General features: G+C 70.8%; 17 protein-coding genes and 2 pseudogenes. 15 read left to right on the top strand and 4 right to left on the bottom strand.

Annotated features, from left to right (window positions below; translation table 11 throughout):
- Window positions 1-22: 22 nt before the first annotated feature.
- Together paaK and paaI are read right to left on the bottom strand one after the other, a co-directional pair.
- Window positions 23-1,369 (bottom strand): phenylacetate--CoA ligase PaaK, encoded by a 1,347-nt coding sequence (paaK, locus tag ACGFSA_RS14850; protein WP_393304128.1) that lies wholly within the window; start codon window positions 1,367-1,369, stop codon window positions 23-25.
- The gene (paaI, locus tag ACGFSA_RS14845; protein WP_393304126.1) at window positions 1,366-1,848 is read right to left on the bottom strand and encodes a hydroxyphenylacetyl-CoA thioesterase PaaI; all 483 of its coding nucleotides are present in this window, start codon (window positions 1,846-1,848) and stop codon (window positions 1,366-1,368) included. Before paaI ends, paaK begins: the two co-directional genes overlap by 4 nt.
- Before the next feature lie 95 nt (window positions 1,849-1,943).
- Here paaI and paaN point away from each other — a divergent pair, with 95 nt between their 5' ends.
- From paaN to ACGFSA_RS14785, 12 genes and pseudogenes are all read left to right on the top strand, one after another.
- A complete protein-coding gene (gene paaN, locus ACGFSA_RS14840; protein ID WP_393304124.1) occupies window positions 1,944-3,656 on the top strand; it encodes a phenylacetic acid degradation protein PaaN in 1,713 nt (570 codons plus the stop codon).
- Window positions 3,649-4,872 (top strand): thiolase family protein, encoded by a 1,224-nt coding sequence (locus ACGFSA_RS14835; protein ID WP_393304122.1) that lies wholly within the window; start codon window positions 3,649-3,651, stop codon window positions 4,870-4,872. Before paaN ends, ACGFSA_RS14835 begins: the two co-directional genes overlap by 8 nt.
- Window positions 4,869-5,624: an enoyl-CoA hydratase/isomerase family protein gene (locus ACGFSA_RS14830; protein ID WP_393304120.1), complete on the top strand. Its 756-nt coding sequence runs from the start codon at window positions 4,869-4,871 to the stop codon at window positions 5,622-5,624. Before ACGFSA_RS14835 ends, ACGFSA_RS14830 begins: the two co-directional genes overlap by 4 nt.
- Window positions 5,621-6,481, top strand: a complete 861-nt coding sequence (locus ACGFSA_RS14825) for a 3-hydroxyacyl-CoA dehydrogenase family protein (protein ID WP_393304118.1) — start codon at window positions 5,621-5,623, stop codon at window positions 6,479-6,481. The genes ACGFSA_RS14830 and ACGFSA_RS14825 overlap by 4 nt, the downstream gene beginning before the upstream one ends.
- The gene (locus ACGFSA_RS14820) at window positions 6,472-6,696 is read left to right on the top strand and encodes a hypothetical protein (protein WP_393304116.1); all 225 of its coding nucleotides are present in this window, start codon (window positions 6,472-6,474) and stop codon (window positions 6,694-6,696) included. The genes ACGFSA_RS14825 and ACGFSA_RS14820 overlap by 10 nt, the downstream gene beginning before the upstream one ends.
- Before the next feature lie 128 nt (window positions 6,697-6,824).
- Window positions 6,825-7,820, top strand: coding sequence for a 1,2-phenylacetyl-CoA epoxidase subunit PaaA (paaA, locus tag ACGFSA_RS14815; RefSeq protein ID WP_393304114.1), 996 nt, complete (start codon window positions 6,825-6,827; stop codon window positions 7,818-7,820).
- Window positions 7,817-8,119, top strand: a complete 303-nt coding sequence (gene paaB / locus ACGFSA_RS14810) for a 1,2-phenylacetyl-CoA epoxidase subunit PaaB (protein WP_358860600.1) — start codon at window positions 7,817-7,819, stop codon at window positions 8,117-8,119. The genes paaA and paaB overlap by 4 nt, the downstream gene beginning before the upstream one ends.
- A gap of 12 nt (window positions 8,120-8,131) precedes the next feature.
- Window positions 8,132-8,998 carry a 1,2-phenylacetyl-CoA epoxidase subunit PaaC gene (gene paaC / locus ACGFSA_RS14805; RefSeq protein ID WP_393304111.1) on the top strand — a complete coding sequence of 289 codons (867 nt, stop codon included), beginning with the start codon at window positions 8,132-8,134 and terminating at the stop codon, window positions 8,996-8,998.
- Window positions 8,992-9,504, top strand: a complete 513-nt coding sequence (gene paaD / locus ACGFSA_RS14800) for a 1,2-phenylacetyl-CoA epoxidase subunit PaaD (RefSeq protein WP_393304109.1) — start codon at window positions 8,992-8,994, stop codon at window positions 9,502-9,504. Before paaC ends, paaD begins: the two co-directional genes overlap by 7 nt.
- Complete coding sequence (gene paaE, locus ACGFSA_RS14795; RefSeq protein ID WP_393304107.1) at window positions 9,504-10,622, top strand: 1,2-phenylacetyl-CoA epoxidase subunit PaaE; 1,119 nt, start codon at window positions 9,504-9,506, stop codon at window positions 10,620-10,622. The genes paaD and paaE overlap by 1 nt, the downstream gene beginning before the upstream one ends.
- Window positions 10,623-10,985: 363 nt before the next feature.
- Window positions 10,986-11,345, top strand: coding sequence for a zinc ribbon domain-containing protein YjdM (locus tag ACGFSA_RS14790; protein WP_393304105.1), 360 nt, complete (start codon window positions 10,986-10,988; stop codon window positions 11,343-11,345).
- Window positions 11,346-11,574: 229 nt separating this feature from the next.
- Window positions 11,575-11,982 (top strand): annotated as a pseudogene (locus ACGFSA_RS14785) (helix-turn-helix domain-containing protein); the annotation flags it as partial.
- Here ACGFSA_RS14785 and ACGFSA_RS14780 read toward each other — a convergent pair.
- Entirely contained in the window at window positions 11,962-12,936 is a 975-nt protein-coding gene (locus tag ACGFSA_RS14780; RefSeq protein WP_393304103.1) for a LysR family transcriptional regulator, read from the bottom strand. The pseudogene ACGFSA_RS14785 and the gene ACGFSA_RS14780 overlap by 21 nt on opposite strands.
- Before the next feature lie 346 nt (window positions 12,937-13,282).
- Between ACGFSA_RS14780 and ACGFSA_RS14775 the strand changes: the two genes are divergently transcribed.
- From ACGFSA_RS14775 to ACGFSA_RS14765, 3 genes and pseudogenes are all read left to right on the top strand, one after another.
- Entirely contained in the window at window positions 13,283-13,456 is a 174-nt protein-coding gene (locus tag ACGFSA_RS14775) for a hypothetical protein (protein ID WP_393304101.1), read from the top strand.
- A 26-nt stretch (window positions 13,457-13,482) separates the two neighbouring features.
- Entirely contained in the window at window positions 13,483-14,505 is a 1,023-nt protein-coding gene (locus ACGFSA_RS14770) for an alpha/beta hydrolase family protein (RefSeq protein ID WP_393304099.1), read from the top strand.
- 181 nt (window positions 14,506-14,686) lie between these two features.
- A pseudogene (locus ACGFSA_RS14765) lies at window positions 14,687-14,803 on the top strand (SDR family oxidoreductase); the annotation flags it as partial.
- On the opposite strand, the gene ACGFSA_RS14760 reads toward ACGFSA_RS14765, so the two are convergent.
- Window positions 14,750-15,490, bottom strand: a complete 741-nt coding sequence (locus ACGFSA_RS14760) for a DUF6308 family protein (protein ID WP_393304097.1) — start codon at window positions 15,488-15,490, stop codon at window positions 14,750-14,752. The pseudogene ACGFSA_RS14765 and the gene ACGFSA_RS14760 sit on opposite strands and share 54 nt — an antisense overlap.
- Window positions 15,491-15,980 lie beyond the last annotated feature (490 nt).

Here is a 15,980-nt window from a genome sequence, read left to right as displayed (position 1 = left end):
TCACTGTGGCAAGGGCCGAGGGTCACCCCCGGCGCAGATCCTTGACCCGGCGGATCTTGCCGACCGAGCGTTCCAGGGACTCCGGCTCGACCACGCACACGTCGACGCTGAGGCCCACTCCGTCCTTCACACCCTTGGCGATCGTCTTGGCGGCCGCCTCGCGCTGCTCCGGGCCGGCGCCGGGACGGGCCTCGACGTGGACCGTCATGTGATCCATGCGGCCGCGCTGCGTCAGCTCGATCTGGAAGTGCGGGGCGACATCGGGCACACGCAGCACGATCTCCTCGATCTGGCTCGGGAAGACGTTCACACCCCGCAGGATGATCATGTCGTCGCAGCGGCCGGTGATCTTCTCGATACGGCGGAAGGCGGGCCGTGCGGTGCCGGGCAGCAGGCGCGTGAGGTCGCGCGTGCGGTAGCGGATGATCGGCAGGGCTTCCTTGGTGAGCGAGGTGAAGACCAGCTCGCCGCTGTCCCCCTCGGGCAGGACGGCGTCCATGAGCGGATCGACGATCTCTGGGTAGAAGTGGTCCTCCCAGACGTGCAGTCCGTCCTTGGTCTCCACGCACTCCTGCGCCACACCTGGGCCCATGACCTCGGACAGGCCGTAGATGTCGACGGCGTGGATGTCCATCCGCTCTTCGATCTCGCGGCGCATCGCCTCCGTCCACGGCTCGGCGCCGAAAATACCGATCTTCAGGGAGCTGGTCCGCGGGTCCACGCCCTGCCGCTCGAACTCGTCGAGCAGCGTCAGCATGTAGGAGGGCGTGACCATGATGATCTCGGGCTTGAAGTCCTGGATGATCTGCACCTGGCGCGCGGTCATACCGCCCGACGCGGGGATCACGGTGCACCCGGCCCGCTCGGCGCCGTAGTGCGCGCCGAGGCCGCCGGTGAACAGGCCGTAGCCGTACGAGACGTGGACCTTGTGGCCCGGACGGCCGCCCGCGGCGCGTATGGAGCGGGCGACGACGTCGGCCCACATCGACAGGTCGTTCTCGGTGTAGCCGACCACGGTGGGGCGGCCGGTGGTGCCGCTGGAGGCGTGGATGCGCCGGATCTCGGACATGGGGACGGCGAACATGCCGAAGGGATAGGTGTCCCGCAGATCGGCCTTGGTGGTGAAGGGGAACCGGGCCAAGTCGTCGAGGGAGCGGCAGTCATCGGGCTTCACGCCGGCCGCGTCGAACTTCTTGCGGTACAGCTCGACGTTGTCGTAGGCGTGTCGCAGAGTCGCCTGGAGGCGTTCGAGCTGAAGCTGCCGGAGCTGCTCGCGTGTCATGCGCTCGGCGCTGTCCAGCAGCTCGTCCGGGAGCGGCTCTCCCAGGCGGGGCCCCTGGTCCGCCGGGGCCGTCAGTTCGCTGCTCATTGCGACTCCTTCGTCTTCGTGCTTCGAATGCTGCGGCTGCGCCCGCGGAACTCCGCGATGACCTCGCCCGCCGCTGTCCCGCCGCCCTCGGTCGCCCGCGCTTCGCACGGACCGCCATGGATGCGCCGAACGGTCACGTCGTAGATCCCGCTGCGGCCGAACCGGGTGCGCTCGTCGGCCGTCGCCTCGAGGACGTCGCCCTCGTGGGCCGGGGCGATGAAGACGATGTCGGCCGCGGCCGCGACGGTCACGGGTCCGTGGCTGTTGCAGGCGCAGGCGAAGGCGGTGTCGGCGAGCATGAAGAGATAACCGCCGTGGGCGATCCTGTGCCCGTTGACCATCGCCGGCGTCACGGTCATGCGCAGCACGGCGGTCCCCTCACCATGCTGCACCAGCTCGATGCCGAGATTCCGGGAAGCCTGGTCCGCGGCGAACATCGTCTCCACCGGACCGCGAGCCACGTCAGTGGCCTGCGTCACGTTTTCCACCACCTTGTGTACCGACCGAACATTCGGTTAGCGTCGGAATCGCCAAGTAATCAAGCATCACCACTGCCTGTCAAGAGGTGGACCGCATGCCCCGCAACACTCCCGAGCCCATTGACTTCTTCGCTCGCCACCGTGAGCTGCTGGAAAAGGCCGTCGCCGCCACCGCGAGCCGGGACCATTGGACGCCGTATCCGGAGACTCCCAGCAAGTCGGTGTACGGCGAGGAGGCCGCGAAGCTCGGCGAGGCCGCCTTCCGGAATCAGCTGGGCAAGCCGTTCGAGCTGCCCGGACACCCCGGCGACGGGACCGTGCAGGCCACCGAGACCTCCCCCTACGGCTTCGCGCTCGGGATCACCTACCCCCGCGTCGCTCCGGAGGAGGCGGTGGCCGCCGCCAAGGCGGCCACCGGCCCCTGGCGCGAGGCGGGACCCGATGTGCGCGCGGGAGTCGCCGTCGAGATCCTGGCCCGGCTGAACGCGGCCAGTTTCGAGAACGCGCACGCCGTGCAGCACACCACCGGCCAGGCCTTCGTGATGGCGTTCCAGGCGGGCGGCCCGCACGCGCAGGACCGCGGCCTGGAGGCCGTCGCCTACGCCTGGGCCGAGCAGAAGCGGCACCCGGAGTCGGCCCGCTGGACCAAGCCCCAGCGCAAGGGCGCTGCGCTGGCGATGGACAAGAAGTTCACGCCCGTCGGACGCGGTGTCTCGTTGCTGATCGCCTGCAACACCTTTCCGACGTGGAACAGCTACCCGGGCCTGTTCGCCAGCCTGGTCACCGGCAACCCGGTCGTGATCAAGCCGCATCCGGGCGCCGTGCTGCCGCTGGCGCTCGCCGTGCGCACGGCCCGCGAGGTCCTGGGCGAGGCGGGCTTCGACCCCGATCTCGTCGTCCTCGCCGCCGAGGGGCCGGGCGAGCGGACCGCGGGCTTCCTCGCGCTCCACCCGGACGTCCGGATCATCGACTTCACCGGCTCCACCGAGTTCGGCGACTGGCTGGAGACCAACGCGCGCCAGGCCGCCGTGTACACGGAGAAGGCGGGCCTCAACACGGTCGTCCTCGACTCCACCGACGACTACCGCGGGCTGCTGGGCAATCTGGCGTTCTCGCTGTCCCTCTACAGCGGGCAGATGTGCACCACCCCGCAGAACCTGCTGATCCCCCGCGAGGGCATCGCCACCGACCAGGGGGTCAAGACGGCCGACGCGTTCGCCGCGGATCTGGGCGCCGCGCTGGACAAGCTGCTCGTCGACCCGGACAGGGCGGCCGGTACGCTCGGCGCCCTCGTCAACGACGGCGTGCGCGAGCGTCTGGAGAAGGCCTCGGCACTGGGCAGCACGGTCCACCCCTCGCAGCCGGTCGAGCACCCCGAATACCCGGAGGCCACCGTCCGTACGCCGTTGGTCGCGCGCCTCGACGCGGCGTCGGACGACGAGACGTACACCCGCGAGTGGTTCGGACCCGTCTCCTTCGTCATCGCCACCGACTCCACCGAGCACAGCCTGCGGATCTTCCGTGAGACGGTGCGCGCCCACGGCGCGCTCACCGCCGCCGTGCACTCCACGAGCGAAGAGGTCCTGGCCGCGGCCGAGTCGGCGGCCCTGGACACGGGAGTGCACCTGTCGGAGAACCTCACGGGCGGCGTCTTCGTCAACCAGTCCGCGGCGTTCAGCGACTTCCACGGCAGCGCCGCCAACCCCGCGGCCAGCGCCACCCTGTCCGATCCCGCATTCGTCACGGGCCGCTTCGCGACGCTGCAGTCGCGCCGCCCCGTCACCATCCAGGAGGGCACCCATGCCTGACGAGGTCTACCTGATCGACGGGGCCCGCACCCCGCAGGGCCGCTACGGCGGTGCCCTGGCCTCCGTACGCCCCGACGATCTGGCGGCGCTGGTGGTCGGTGAGGCCGTCCGCCGTGCCGCGATCCCGGCCGAGGCCGTGGACGAGGTCATTCTGGGCGCGGCGAACCAGGCCGGCGAGGACAACCGCGACGTGGCGCGCATGGCCGTGCTCCTTGCCGGACTTCCGCACACCGTGCCCGGCTACACGGTCAACCGGCTGTGCGCCTCGGGCCTGACCGCGGTCGCCTCGGCGGCCCAGGCGATCCGGTCCGGCGAGGCCGATCTGGTCGTGGCGGGCGGTGTGGAGTCCATGACCCGGGCCCCGTGGGTCATGGAGAAGCCGGGCACCCCCTGGTCCAAGCCGGGCGAACTGCACGACACGTCTCTGGGCTGGCGCTTCACCAACCCGCGCTTCGCCGCCGCCGATCGCGCGGTGCCGGCCGGGGCGGGGCCGGAGACGGTGAAGGTGACCTTGCCGATGGGCGAGACGGCCGAGGAGGTCGCCGCGCTCGACGGCATCACCCGCGCCGACTCCGACGCCTTCGCGCTGCGCAGCCACCGGCGTGCCATCGCCGCGCAGGAGGCCGGACACTTCGACCGCGAGATCGTGCCGGTCCCGGTGAAGGGCGGCCTCGTGGAGTGCGACGAGGGGCCGCGTCCGTCGACGACGCTGGAGAAGCTGGGCTCCCTGCGCACGATCTTCCGCAAGGACGGCATCGTCACCGCGGGCTCCTCCTCGCCGCTGTCCGACGGGGCCGCGGCCCTGGTGGTGGCGAGCGCGGCGGCCGTCGAGCGGTACGGGCTCACCCCGCGCGCCCGGGTCGTCACCTCCGCCTCCGCCGGTGTCCAGCCCCACATCATGGGACTCGGGCCGGTTCCCGCCACGGAGAAGGCACTCGCCCGCGCCGGCTGGCAGACCGCCGATCTGGACGCCATCGAGCTCAACGAGGCCTTCGCCGCGCAGGCGCTGGCCGTCATCCGCCGTCTCAAGCTCGACGAGGACAAGGTCAACGCCGACGGCGGCGCCATCGCGCTCGGCCATCCGCTGGGCTGCTCAGGTGCCCGTATCCTCCTCACGCTGCTGGGCCGCCTGGAGCGTGAGGACGCTCGCCGGGGCCTGGCCACGCTGTGCGTGGGCGTGGGGCAGGGCATGGCGATGCTGGTGGAGCGGGTGTGAGCGGGACGACGTACGAGACGCTTCTCGTCGAGGAGCGCGAGGACCGGGTCGTGGTCACCCTGCACCGCCCCGAGGCGCGCAACGCCATCAGCGGGCTGATGATCCGCGAACTGCACATGGTCTGTGACCTGCTGGAACGCGACCCGAAGCTGCTGCTGCTCACCGGCCACGGCGGAGTCTTCGCGGGCGGCGCCGACATCGCGGAGCTGCTGCGGCGCGGCCGGGAGGAAGCGCTGCAGGGGATCAACAGCCGTCTGTTCGAGCGGGTGCGCAGGCTGCCCATGCCGACGGTCGCCGCCGTCGACGGCTGGGCCTTGGGCGGCGGCGCCGAGCTGTCGTACGCCTGCGACATCCGGATCGCGGGGCCCGACGCCGTCTTCGGCAATCCGGAGCCGGGGCTCGGCATACTCGCGGCGGCCGGCGCCTGCTGGCGGCTTCCGGAGCTGGTGGGCGAGTCCGTCGCCAAGCAGGTGTTGCTCGCCGGGCGGAATCTGGACGCTCGGGCGGCCCTGGCCGCAGGGCTCGTCATCGACGTGGTGCCTGCGGAGAAGCTGCTGGACGAGGCGCACGCGCTGCTCGACCGCATGGCGCGCTCCTCGGCCGCGGCGCTGCGCCTGACGAAGCTCGTCGTCGATGCGCCGGGCGCGCACCCGGTCGCCGACGACCTGGCGCAGGCCGTGCTCTTCGAAGGCCAGGACAAGCAGGACCGTATGACGCGCTTCTTGGAGAAGAAGAACAGGAGCAAGGCATGAGCAGTTCGACCGTGCCCACCGTCGTGGGCGTGATCGGCGGCGGCCGGATGGGGGCCGGTATCGCGCAATCGTTCGCGGCCATCGGCTCGTCCGTGACCGTCGTGGAGGGCGGCACGGAGGCTGCGGCCGCCGCCCTGGACCGGATCGCCGCCGGGCTGCAGCGGGCCGCCGAGCGCGGCAAGCTCGCCGAGCCCGCCGAACAGGTGCTCGCCCGGGTCACGACCGTGGAATCGGTCGACAGGCTGCCTTCGGGCACCCAGCTGGTCGTCGAGGCCGTTCCGGAGAACGCCGCCCTCAAGGCCCGGCTGCTCGCCGCGGCCGAACAGGCGGTGGACAAGTCGACCGTGCTGGCCACCAATACGAGCTCCCTCTCGGTCACCGAACTGGCCTCGGCGCTGAAGGAGCCGGGCCGCTTCCTTGGCATGCACTTCTTCAACCCCGTGCCCGCCTCCGAGCTGGTCGAGATCGTCGTCGCACCGGACACCTCGCCCGAGGTCGTGCGGGCCGCCCTGGCCTGGACCCATGCGCTCGGCAAGAAGGACGTCGTCGTCAGGGACTCCCCGGGCTTCGCCAGCAGCCGCCTCGGCCTGGCGCTCGGCCTGGAGGCGATCCGCATGGTCGAGGACGGGGTCGCGGAGCCGGAGGCGATCGACGACGCGATGAGCCTCGGCTACAAGCACCCGATGGGTCCGCTGCGCCTCACCGACCTGGTCGGACTCGATGTCCGCCTGGCCATCGCCGAGTACCTGCACGCGACGCTCGGGGAGCGCTTCGCCCCGCCGCAGTTGCTGCGCGACAAGGTCGCCCGGGGCGAACTGGGCCGCAAGTCGGGGCAGGGGTTCTACACATGGCGGTGACCACAACGGGAGCGGCCGAATCCGAGGGGGCCGGGCCCACTGCGGCGTACGGCGAGGTCAAGGGACTGCTGCGGGACGCGGCGGCCGGGGCCGACCTCCGCGCCGTACTGGAGCGCGAGGCGGCAGTGCAGGAGCGCCTCGGTGCCACGCGGGACCACCGCGCCGCGGTGCGGTCGTTCCTCGCCAAGGAGAAGCCGTCCTTCGAGGGCCACTGAGCGTGGCGGCGGCCGTCGGCACCGACGGCCGCCCGTCGGTTCATTGATCCCGGTCCAGGGGTTGCTGGAGCTGGGAAAATTCGTCAGACTATGTACCGAACGAATGGTCGGTAGGGAAGCTGGTATCGATGACCACGTCACACGGCGCAGCGCCGGGCGGCTGCGGGGAGCCTGAGCTCCAGGAGCGGTTCGACGCGACGATCGCGAGGGACCAGCGGGTCGAGCCCCGGGACTGGATGCCCGAGGGCTACCGCAAGACGCTGATCCGGCAGATCGCGCAACACGCCCACTCGGAGATCATCGGCATGCAGCCCGAGGGCGAGTGGATCACCCGGGCCCCGTCGCTGCGACGCAAGGCCATCCTCTTCGCGAAGGTCCAGGACGAGGCCGGACACGGCCTGTACCTGTACTCGGCGGCCGAGACCCTGGGCGCCGACCGCGCGGACCTCACCGAGCGCCTGATCGAGGGTCGCCAGAAGTACTCGTCGATCTTCAACTACCCGACGCCGACCTTCGCCGACGTCGGCGTGATCGGGTGGTTCGTGGACGGCGCGGCGATCTGCAACCAGGTGCCGCTGTGCCGCAGTTCCTACGGTCCGTACGCCCGCTCGATGGTGCGGATCTGCAAGGAGGAGTCCTTCCACCAGCGTCAGGGCTACGAGCTGCTGATGACGATGATGCGGGGCACCGACGCCCAGCGCGAGATGGTGCAGGACGCGGTGGACCGCTGGTGGTGGCCGTCCCTGATGATGTTCGGCCCGCCCGACGGCGATTCCCCCAACTCCGCCGCCTCGATGGCCTGGAAGATCAAGCGGCACAGTAATGACGAGCTGCGCCGGCGCTTCGTCGACATGACCGTCCCGCAGGCCGCCAAGCTGGGCGTGACCCTGCCCGACCCCGAGCTGCGCTGGAACGAGGAGCGCGGCCACCACGACTTCGGCACCCCCGACTGGTCCGAGCTCCAGCGCGTGATCACCGGTGACGGGCCCTGCAACAAGGAGCGCGTCGCGCGGCGGCGGGCCGCCCACGAGGAAGGCGCCTGGGTGCGCGAGGCGGCCTCCGCCCACGCGGCCAAGCGGGCAGCCATGCAAGCCCGGAACATTCAGGAAGGAACGGTGGCATGAGCAACACCGAAGGCACGAAGGACAGCTGGCCGCTCTACGAGGTGTTCATCCGCGGCAAGCGCGGCCTGAACCACGTCCACGTCGGCTCGCTGCACGCCGCCGACGACGCCATGGCGCTCAGCCACGCCCGCGACCTGTACACCCGGCGCAACGAGGGCGTGAGCATATGGGCGGTGCGCTCGGAGGACATAGCCGCCTCCACGCGCGACGAGAAAGACCCCTTCTTCAAGCCCAGTGCCGACAAGGTCTACCGCCACCCCACCTTCTACGACATCCCCGACGATGTCCCCCACATCTAGGAGCAGGACGGCATGAGCGACGTCACTGACGACCACGTCTACCTGTCCCTGGGCGAGGAGCACGGGGACTCGGACGCCCGCTGGGCCTTCGGCACCGGTTTCGAGGACCCGCTGCACGGCGTCGACACGACCGTGCCCGCCGCGGTCGACCCCGCCGAGCTGGCCGCCTGCTGCCTGGCCCTCGGGGACGACGCCCTGGTCGGGGCCCAGCGCCTGGCCCAGTGGTGCACCCGCGCCCCCGAGCTGGAGGAGGAGGTGGCCCTGGCCAACATCGGTCTCGATCTGCTCGGCCAGGCGCGCCTGTTGTACGCGCGGGCCGGCCAGGTGGACGGCACCGGCCGGGGCGAGGACGCCTACGCCTACTTCCGTGGCGCGGAGGACTTCCGCAATGTCCGGCTCGCCGAACTCCCCAACGGGGACTTCGCGTTCTCCATCACCCGGCTGCTGGTCATGTCCAGCTGGCGCCTGGCCGTCTGCGAGCGGCTTGCGGCCACCGCGCAGGACCCGGTCCTGAAGGCCATCGCTGGCAAGGGGGTCAACGAACTCGCGTACCACCGCCAGTTCGCGGCCGACTGGACGCTACGGCTGGGCGACGGCACGGAGGAGTCCCTCCGGCGGATGCGGCAGGCGCTCGCCGATGTCGCCCCGTACCTGGGCGAACTCTTCACGCCCCGGCAGGACTTCGGCGTCGACCCGGCGCAGGTGCGGGAGGAAACGACGGCCGTGCTCCAGCAGGTCCTCGACGCCGCCGGGCTGCGCCTGCCGGAGGCAGGGGCCCTGCCCGGACAGGGCAGGGAAGGCGACCACACCGAGCACCTGGCCCCGCTGCTCGCCGAGTTGCAGAGCGTGGCCCGCGCCCACCCGGACGCGACATGGTGACCGCCCTGGACGAGCGCCGGGCGCGGCACGTGGCCGAGCAGGTCCCGGACCCGGAGCTGCCCATGCTCACCCTGGCCGATCTCGGCGTCCTGCGCGGGGTCGAGGTGCGACCGGACGGCACGGTCGTCGCGGGACTGACGCCCACCTACTCCGGCTGTCCGGCGATGGCGGAGATGCGCGCCGACGTGGCCGCACGGCTGCGCGCGGCCGGCTTTGCTCAGGTGGAGATCCGCACCGTCCTCGACCCGCCGTGGACGACGGACTGGATCACCGCCGAGGGTCGGCGCAAGCTCACCGAAGCCGGCATCGCGCCTCCTGGCAGCGCGCCCCGGCGCGCCGGCGGGCCCGTGCCGCTGGAGCTGTCGGTCACGCGCCGCGCGGTGGCGTGCCCCCGCTGCGGGTCGTCGGACACCGAGGAGACGTCCCGCTTCGCCGCCACCTCCTGCAAGGCGCTGTGGCGCTGCCGCAGCTGTCTTGAGCCGTTCGAGTACGTCAAGGAGATCTGATGGCCCCGACCACCACGACGGACACCCCCGCGTCCGCCGCCCCCGCGCGCACGCGCCGTCGCCCGGCCTTCCACCCCCTGCGGGTCGCCGCGGTGCAGCCGCTGTGTGCGGACGCCGCCGCCATCAGCTTCGACATACCCGATGAGCTGGCGGAGGAGTTCGCCTACCGGCCCGGCCAGTCGCTCACGCTGCGCCGCGAGGTCGACGGGCGCGACGAGCGACGCTCGTACTCCATCTGCTCTCCCGTCGGCGCCCGCCCCCGCATCGGCGTGCGGGTCGTGCCCGGCGGACTCTTCTCCTCCTGGCTGGTCAATGACGTACGCCCCGGGGACACGATCGAGGTGATGGCCCCCACCGGCGCCTTCACCCCCGACCTCACCGAACCGGGCCACCACGTCCTGATCGCCGCCGGCTCCGGCATCACCCCGATGCTGTCCATAGCCGAGTCCGTCCTGGCCGCGGACCCCCGCTCCCGGGTCACGCTCTTCTACGGCAACCGCCGCACCGACACGGTGATGTTCGCAGACGAACTCGCGGAGCTGAAGGACCTCTACCGCACCCGTTTCCAGCTCGGGCACGTCCTCTCCCGTGAACCGCGCGAGGCCGAACTGCTGTCGGGGCGCCTGGATGCCGAGCGCCTCGCCGCGCTCATCGACGGGCTCGTCGACGTCCGTGGCGCGGACCACTGGTGGCTGTGCGGTCCGCACGGCATGGTCCGGGACGCGCAGAAGCTCCTCGGGAACCTCGGTGTCCCCGCGGACCGCGTGCACCAGGAACTGTTCTTCGCCGATGACGCGCCGATCCGCACCGTTCGCCACGAGGACGCCACGGCCGACGGCCCGGTCAGCCACGTCACCATCACGCTCGACGGCCGCTCCACCACGTCCCCGCTCTCCCGTGAGACGACGATCCTGGACGGAGCGACGCGGGTACGCCCCGACATGCCCTTTGCCTGCAAGGGCGGCGTGTGCGGCACCTGCCGTGCTCTGGTCACCGACGGCGAGGCCGACATGCGCCGCAACTACGCGCTCGAACCTTCCGAGGTCGACGCCGGCTACGTACTCACCTGCCAGACGTTCCCCGTGTCCGACACCCTGACCGTCGACTTCGACAGCTGAAAGAGCGTCTTGTCCCGGCAGTCGCGTTCGGTTCCTGGTTCAGGTGTCGCGCCAGTTCGGGGTGGATCCGCGGGCGAGGCCCGCGGATCCACCCCTCGGCGAGGGGCGGCCGAGGTACGGGTGCTTCCCGACGTACATCGCGCTCGCCGTGGTCGACGGCCTCCGGCAGCCCGCGCGGCCGTACGACGGCGAAGGCCAGCACACCCAGCAACAGGACAAGCCACAGCGACTCGGCTGCGACGGTACTCAGCGCGCACTCCAGGCGACGGAAACCTCCCGGCCGGACGGCCACGGACCACCACAGGCCCGGGGCACCTGTGGACGCGGCAGGGGATCGTGCAGGAGTTCGGATATTCTGGCCGAATGCTTGAGAACCTCCCCCCGTGCCCGAAGTGCTCCAGCGAGTACACCTACGAGATGAACGCTCTGGTGGTCTGCCCGGAGTGCGGCAATGAGTGGGTTCCCGCCGCGGGCGGCGCGGACGACACGAGTGTCTCCGCGGAGCGGGTCGTCAGGGACTCCGTCGGGAATGTGCTGAGCGACGGCGACACGGTGACCGTCGTCAAGGCCCTCAAGGTCAAGGGCAGCCCCTCGGGGATCAAGGCGGGCACGAAGGTGCGCAACATCCGCCTCGTCGACGGAGTCGACGGCCACGACATCGACTGCAAGATCGACGGATTCGGCGCCATGCAGCTCAAGTCGAGCGTGGTCAAGAAGGCCTGACCCAGGACCGACTCGCGGCCGCCCGCGAGTACGGCCGACTCGCGGGCCGGATGGATGCGCGGCCAAAGGCGCGGCGCTGCGTAGGTGACTGGGCCTCGGCCTGGCTGCCCGGAGGCAACTCCTGGAGTACGTAACCCGGTTGGCCTGCGCCTTCGCTCAGCTCGGCGTGGCCGGCGGTGGCGGCGAAGCCGAGGCGGAGGTGGGCCACCGGGGGCTGGTGGCGAAGTACCTGGCCCTGCACCTGATCGCCACCCGTCACGGCCCCGTCGTCGCCGCGCGGGTGGCCCGCGACATGGTCGTCTAGTCTCGCCGCAACGGCCACGAACCGCAGGCCGGCGCGATGCTCCGGTACCGCTCCCACCTTGACGACACCGTGCACCGGGCCCAGGACCTGCTCGACGCCCGCTTCGATCAGCCACTGCCCCTGTCCGCCCTGGCCGCGGCCGTGGGTGTCAGCGAATGTACCCTCACCCGCCTCTTCGCCGGAGGCCTCACCCCACTGCGCTACCAGCAGACCCTCCGCCTCGAACGTGCCGAGCACCTCATCAGCCATGGCTCCACGGTCGACGCCGCCGCCCGCTCGGTCGGCTTCGAGGACCCGTGCATGCTGCGCCGCCTATGGGCGCACAACGTCTGAGCCTGGTCGCACCCCGCTCGTGCCCGGCAACCAGTCACGGGCGGGGTCGAACTCCAACCACCGTTTCTGGCGGGCTGCTTGGGCAAAGGCCTGCAGCAGATCACCGAGCACCGGATGCTCGTGTGCCGCGGCCACGGACCAGACCAGCGACCAGGCGTACAGCGGGGTGGGGGCGATGAGCGGGATGAACCGCACACCGGGCACGTCCCCGGAGACCGCGTCCGCGGGGAAGAGGGAGAAGCACGAAGGGTCGTCCCGGATGTGCGCCAGGAAGGGCGCGAGCCCGAGATTCGGGCCCCCGGTCCACCGTGAGACGCCGAACTGCTCGGCGAAGTGTGTGAGGAAGTCGAGGCGGTCCCCATCCGCCGGGTAGCGGAGCACACTGGTCCGAAGGTCCGACGGACGCAGTTCCGGGGCGGCGGCGAGCGGGTGGGCGGCACTCACGACGGCGTCGACTGGCTCGAGCCGTACGAGGCGGTGGGCCAGCTCGGCCGGGGCCCGCCCCCGCAGCGAAGGGACACGGCCGAAGCCGGCGCCCACCTCGCTGCGCCGCAACGCCTCGGTCACCGAGGGGAAGTCGCGTCCCGTGCCCGGTTCGACGTCGAGCCCCGGGGCCGCCGCGACGACCTGCGCGAGGGTACGCATCGGCCCGTACAGGTGCCCCCAGACATCGATCCGCAGCCGCCGCCGGGCCCCAAGGGCCGCCGCTACTGCGAGGTCACCCGCCGACAGCGTCTGACGGGCGGGCGCGAGGAACCGCTCCCCGGCCTCGGTCAGCCGGACCCCCTTGCCCTGGCCGCGCTCGAACAGCCGGACACCGAGCAGGACTTCGAGGCGGGCGATGCGCTTGGACAATGCCTGCTGCGTGATCCCGAGCCGGGCCGAGGCACTGCCGAAATGCAGGGACTCGGCGACGGCGGTGAAGGCGCGAACCTGTGCGAGGTCGAGGTCCATGCGCCTCACCATAGAAGACAACTGTTGGTTGTCGCTTACGGTGACGTGGTTGTTGGACCGCCAGGATTGAGGCGGGGTCTGCTGTAGGCACCTGACACACACACGACCCTCGAAAGGTGGTGCCTGCCGATGAAGGTACTCCTGCCCACGGGACGGAGGGACGCCCTCGTCACGCTCGCCGACGTTCCCCACCCCCGGACCCGTCCCCATGAGGCACTGGTCAAGGTCGAGGCGTTCTCGGTCAACCGGGGTGAGACATTCCAGCTGGAGCGGCAGCAGAAGCCGGAGTGGCGGCCCGGGAAGGACGTGGCGGGACTGGTCCGCGACTCTGCGGCACTTCCACTACATGGACTTCCCGACCACGTACGGAGAGGACCTGGCTGTTTTGGTCGGCCTCGTGGCGGCGGGGCGCCTGCACCCGGAGATCGGCCGGGTCGCCGGGTGGGCGGTCACCGCGTCCGTACTCACCGACCTGCGCGACCGCCGGATCCGCGGCAGCGCGGTCCTCACTGTGTCCTGACCCCCTTCCACGAAAGCCGCCCCCCGATGACCTCTTACCTCGACCTGCCCGACGTCCTCCCCGAGTTCGTGTTCCTCAACCGGTCCCGGACCGGCGCAGCAGGACTGGACCCCTTCGAGTACGAGCGCGTCACCGCGCAGCTCGGCTCCCTGTACGACTGGCCCGCGGCGTTCCACGCGGCCGGCCGGGCACACCTCGCCGCCGCCGAAGCCCACGAGACCCAGGGGCACATGGTGTCGGCGGGAGAGTCGTACCGCCTGGCCGCCCGGTGGTTCCACTGCGCCGTGCTGCTGCCGCATCCCGACCGAGAGCTAGCCGCGAGGGCCGCCGCCGAGTCCGACGAGGCGATGCGCAGGGCACACGCCCACCTCGACCGGCACGCGGTACGCATCAAAGGCTCCACCTTCACGGGCTGGCTGCGCGGCCCACACGGGGCGCCCGTCGTCATCGTCATCCCGGGCCTGGACTCCGGCAAGGAGGAATTCCACGGAGTGACGGAGGCGTTGCTCGGGCGTGACCTGGCTGTCTTCGCGATGGACGGCCCGGGGCAGGGCGTCCTGGCCGTCAAGAGCACCCCGCGCCCGGACTACCAGCACGTCATCACCGAGGTGATCGACACGATCGAGGCCCGCACCGTCGGCCTGATCGGTCTCAGCCTGGGCGGCTACTACGCAGCCGTCAGCGCCGCGCACGAGCCACGTGTCCGGGCGGTTGCAACGGTCAGCGGTCCTTCGTGGCTCGACTGGGACGAGCTGCCGGTCTACGTCACCGACACCCTGACCCAGCGCGCCGGCACCCCGGACGCCGCCCGGGAGTTCGCGCGCGGTGTCGACCTGCGGGGCGTGGCCGAACGCATCGCCTGCCCGCTGCGCGTCATCGACGGCGGAACGGACACCATCCCGGGCGTGGCCAACGGCAAGTACCTCGCCGCTGCGGGACAGCGCGGCGAGTACGTGGTCGTCCCGCACGGCGACCACCTGGTGGGCAACGCCCGCACCGAGTGGCTGCCCGGCACCGCCGACTGGCTCAGCGGCCACCTCACGCACTGAGAAGCGAGCATCCCCATGAACAGATGCACCGACAAGGTCGCCCTCATCACGGGCGGCACGAGCCGCATGGGCCACGCCACAGCACGTCGGCTCCTCGACGAGGGCGCATACGTCGTGACATCGACACCCGCATGTACCGGGATGCCCTCCCGAACCCGGAGGCCGAACCGAAACCAGGGCACAAGTCCCCCTGGGCACACTGGGCCAGCCCGACGAGGTGGCGGCCACCGTGGCGTTCCTGGCCTCAGACGACGCCGGCTACGTCACCGGCCAGGACATCGCCGTGGACGGAGGCCTCGTCAGCTCTGTCCCTGCCAAGATTCCACGCCACGACGTCGAGGACCCGCAGCAGTGACACATCCTCAGGAGCGTTGACAGCGATCACCTTCCACTGCTGAGGCTGTGAGTCGAGATCCGCGACCATGGCCTCGGCCAGGACAGCGAAGAACTCCACCCAAGTGCGCTTGCGGTCGGGACGGAGGGGGTGGTCGCCGGAGGTCCCGCAATAGCAGTCGTAGACACGCGAGTCGTACAGCGGAACGAAGTGAGGACGCTTGCGGTGCAGGATCTTCATGAGGGTGGTCCCGCGGACCCCGGGCACACCGCCGGGCCGGTCCAGAATCCGCACCAACGGCTCCAGCAGCGGCCGATGCACGCCATCCGCCACCGCCGACTGCAGCGTCAGGTCCAGCGGGACGCGGGTGAGGGCCGCCTCGAGTTCGGGGCGCACAGCCTGCAGGTTGAACACTGCTTTGATCGTTGGCCCAGCGTTCACCAGCAGCGGGGCCAGCAGATCCCCGTCGTTGAGCTCGTCGGGACCGCTGCCTGTGTCCATACGGTCGTACAGCGGATATGCGTACGGATTCCCACCCATCACAGAGGCGGCGTCCATGTTCGCCTTCTCGTCGAAGTAGCGGCTGATCCACGCGGCAGCCGTGGCGACCGGGATGCGGTGACCGCCCACTCTGATGTCGCGATCCGCCACGATGCCCCCCAAGCCCACCTGGACGGCTCGCCACCCCGTACGCGGTGCGGCCACCGGCCTCCACCCCCTGCGGGCGGATGTCGCGACAATACGCGCGGGCACAAACTCCCGGTTCCTTCTTTGCACGCCTGGTAAGGATCTCTGGGAGTGACCCCCGGCTCCGAAAGGTGCTCCGAGGCCGGAAACGCAGCCTTGCGCATCACGCCCTCTTCCCGAACCATGTGCTCCGCCCCGACTCTGTCACCCACCACACGGGAGTACGGCGGAGGGCGGGCGCATGGGTCTGGGAGCCGATTTCGAGCGGGTCGTCGACGGAGCGCCGGAGGCCGACACTCCGACCCGTCGTCGAGTTTCCCTGCACAAGCAGCCGGTCATGCCCCTCCCCGATCTGCCCTCACAGCCGAAGCCGAGTGACCCACAACATGAGGGCATATCAGATGTCACGACCTGGCTGTGCTCGGCCGCTTATCTGCGCGACGACCATGCCAAA

Source organism: Streptomyces sp. NPDC048496 (assembly GCF_043200055.1).
In the GTDB taxonomy this organism is placed as follows: domain Bacteria; phylum Actinomycetota; class Actinomycetes; order Streptomycetales; family Streptomycetaceae; genus Streptomyces.
This window is presented reverse-complemented; position numbering and strand designations above follow the sequence as displayed.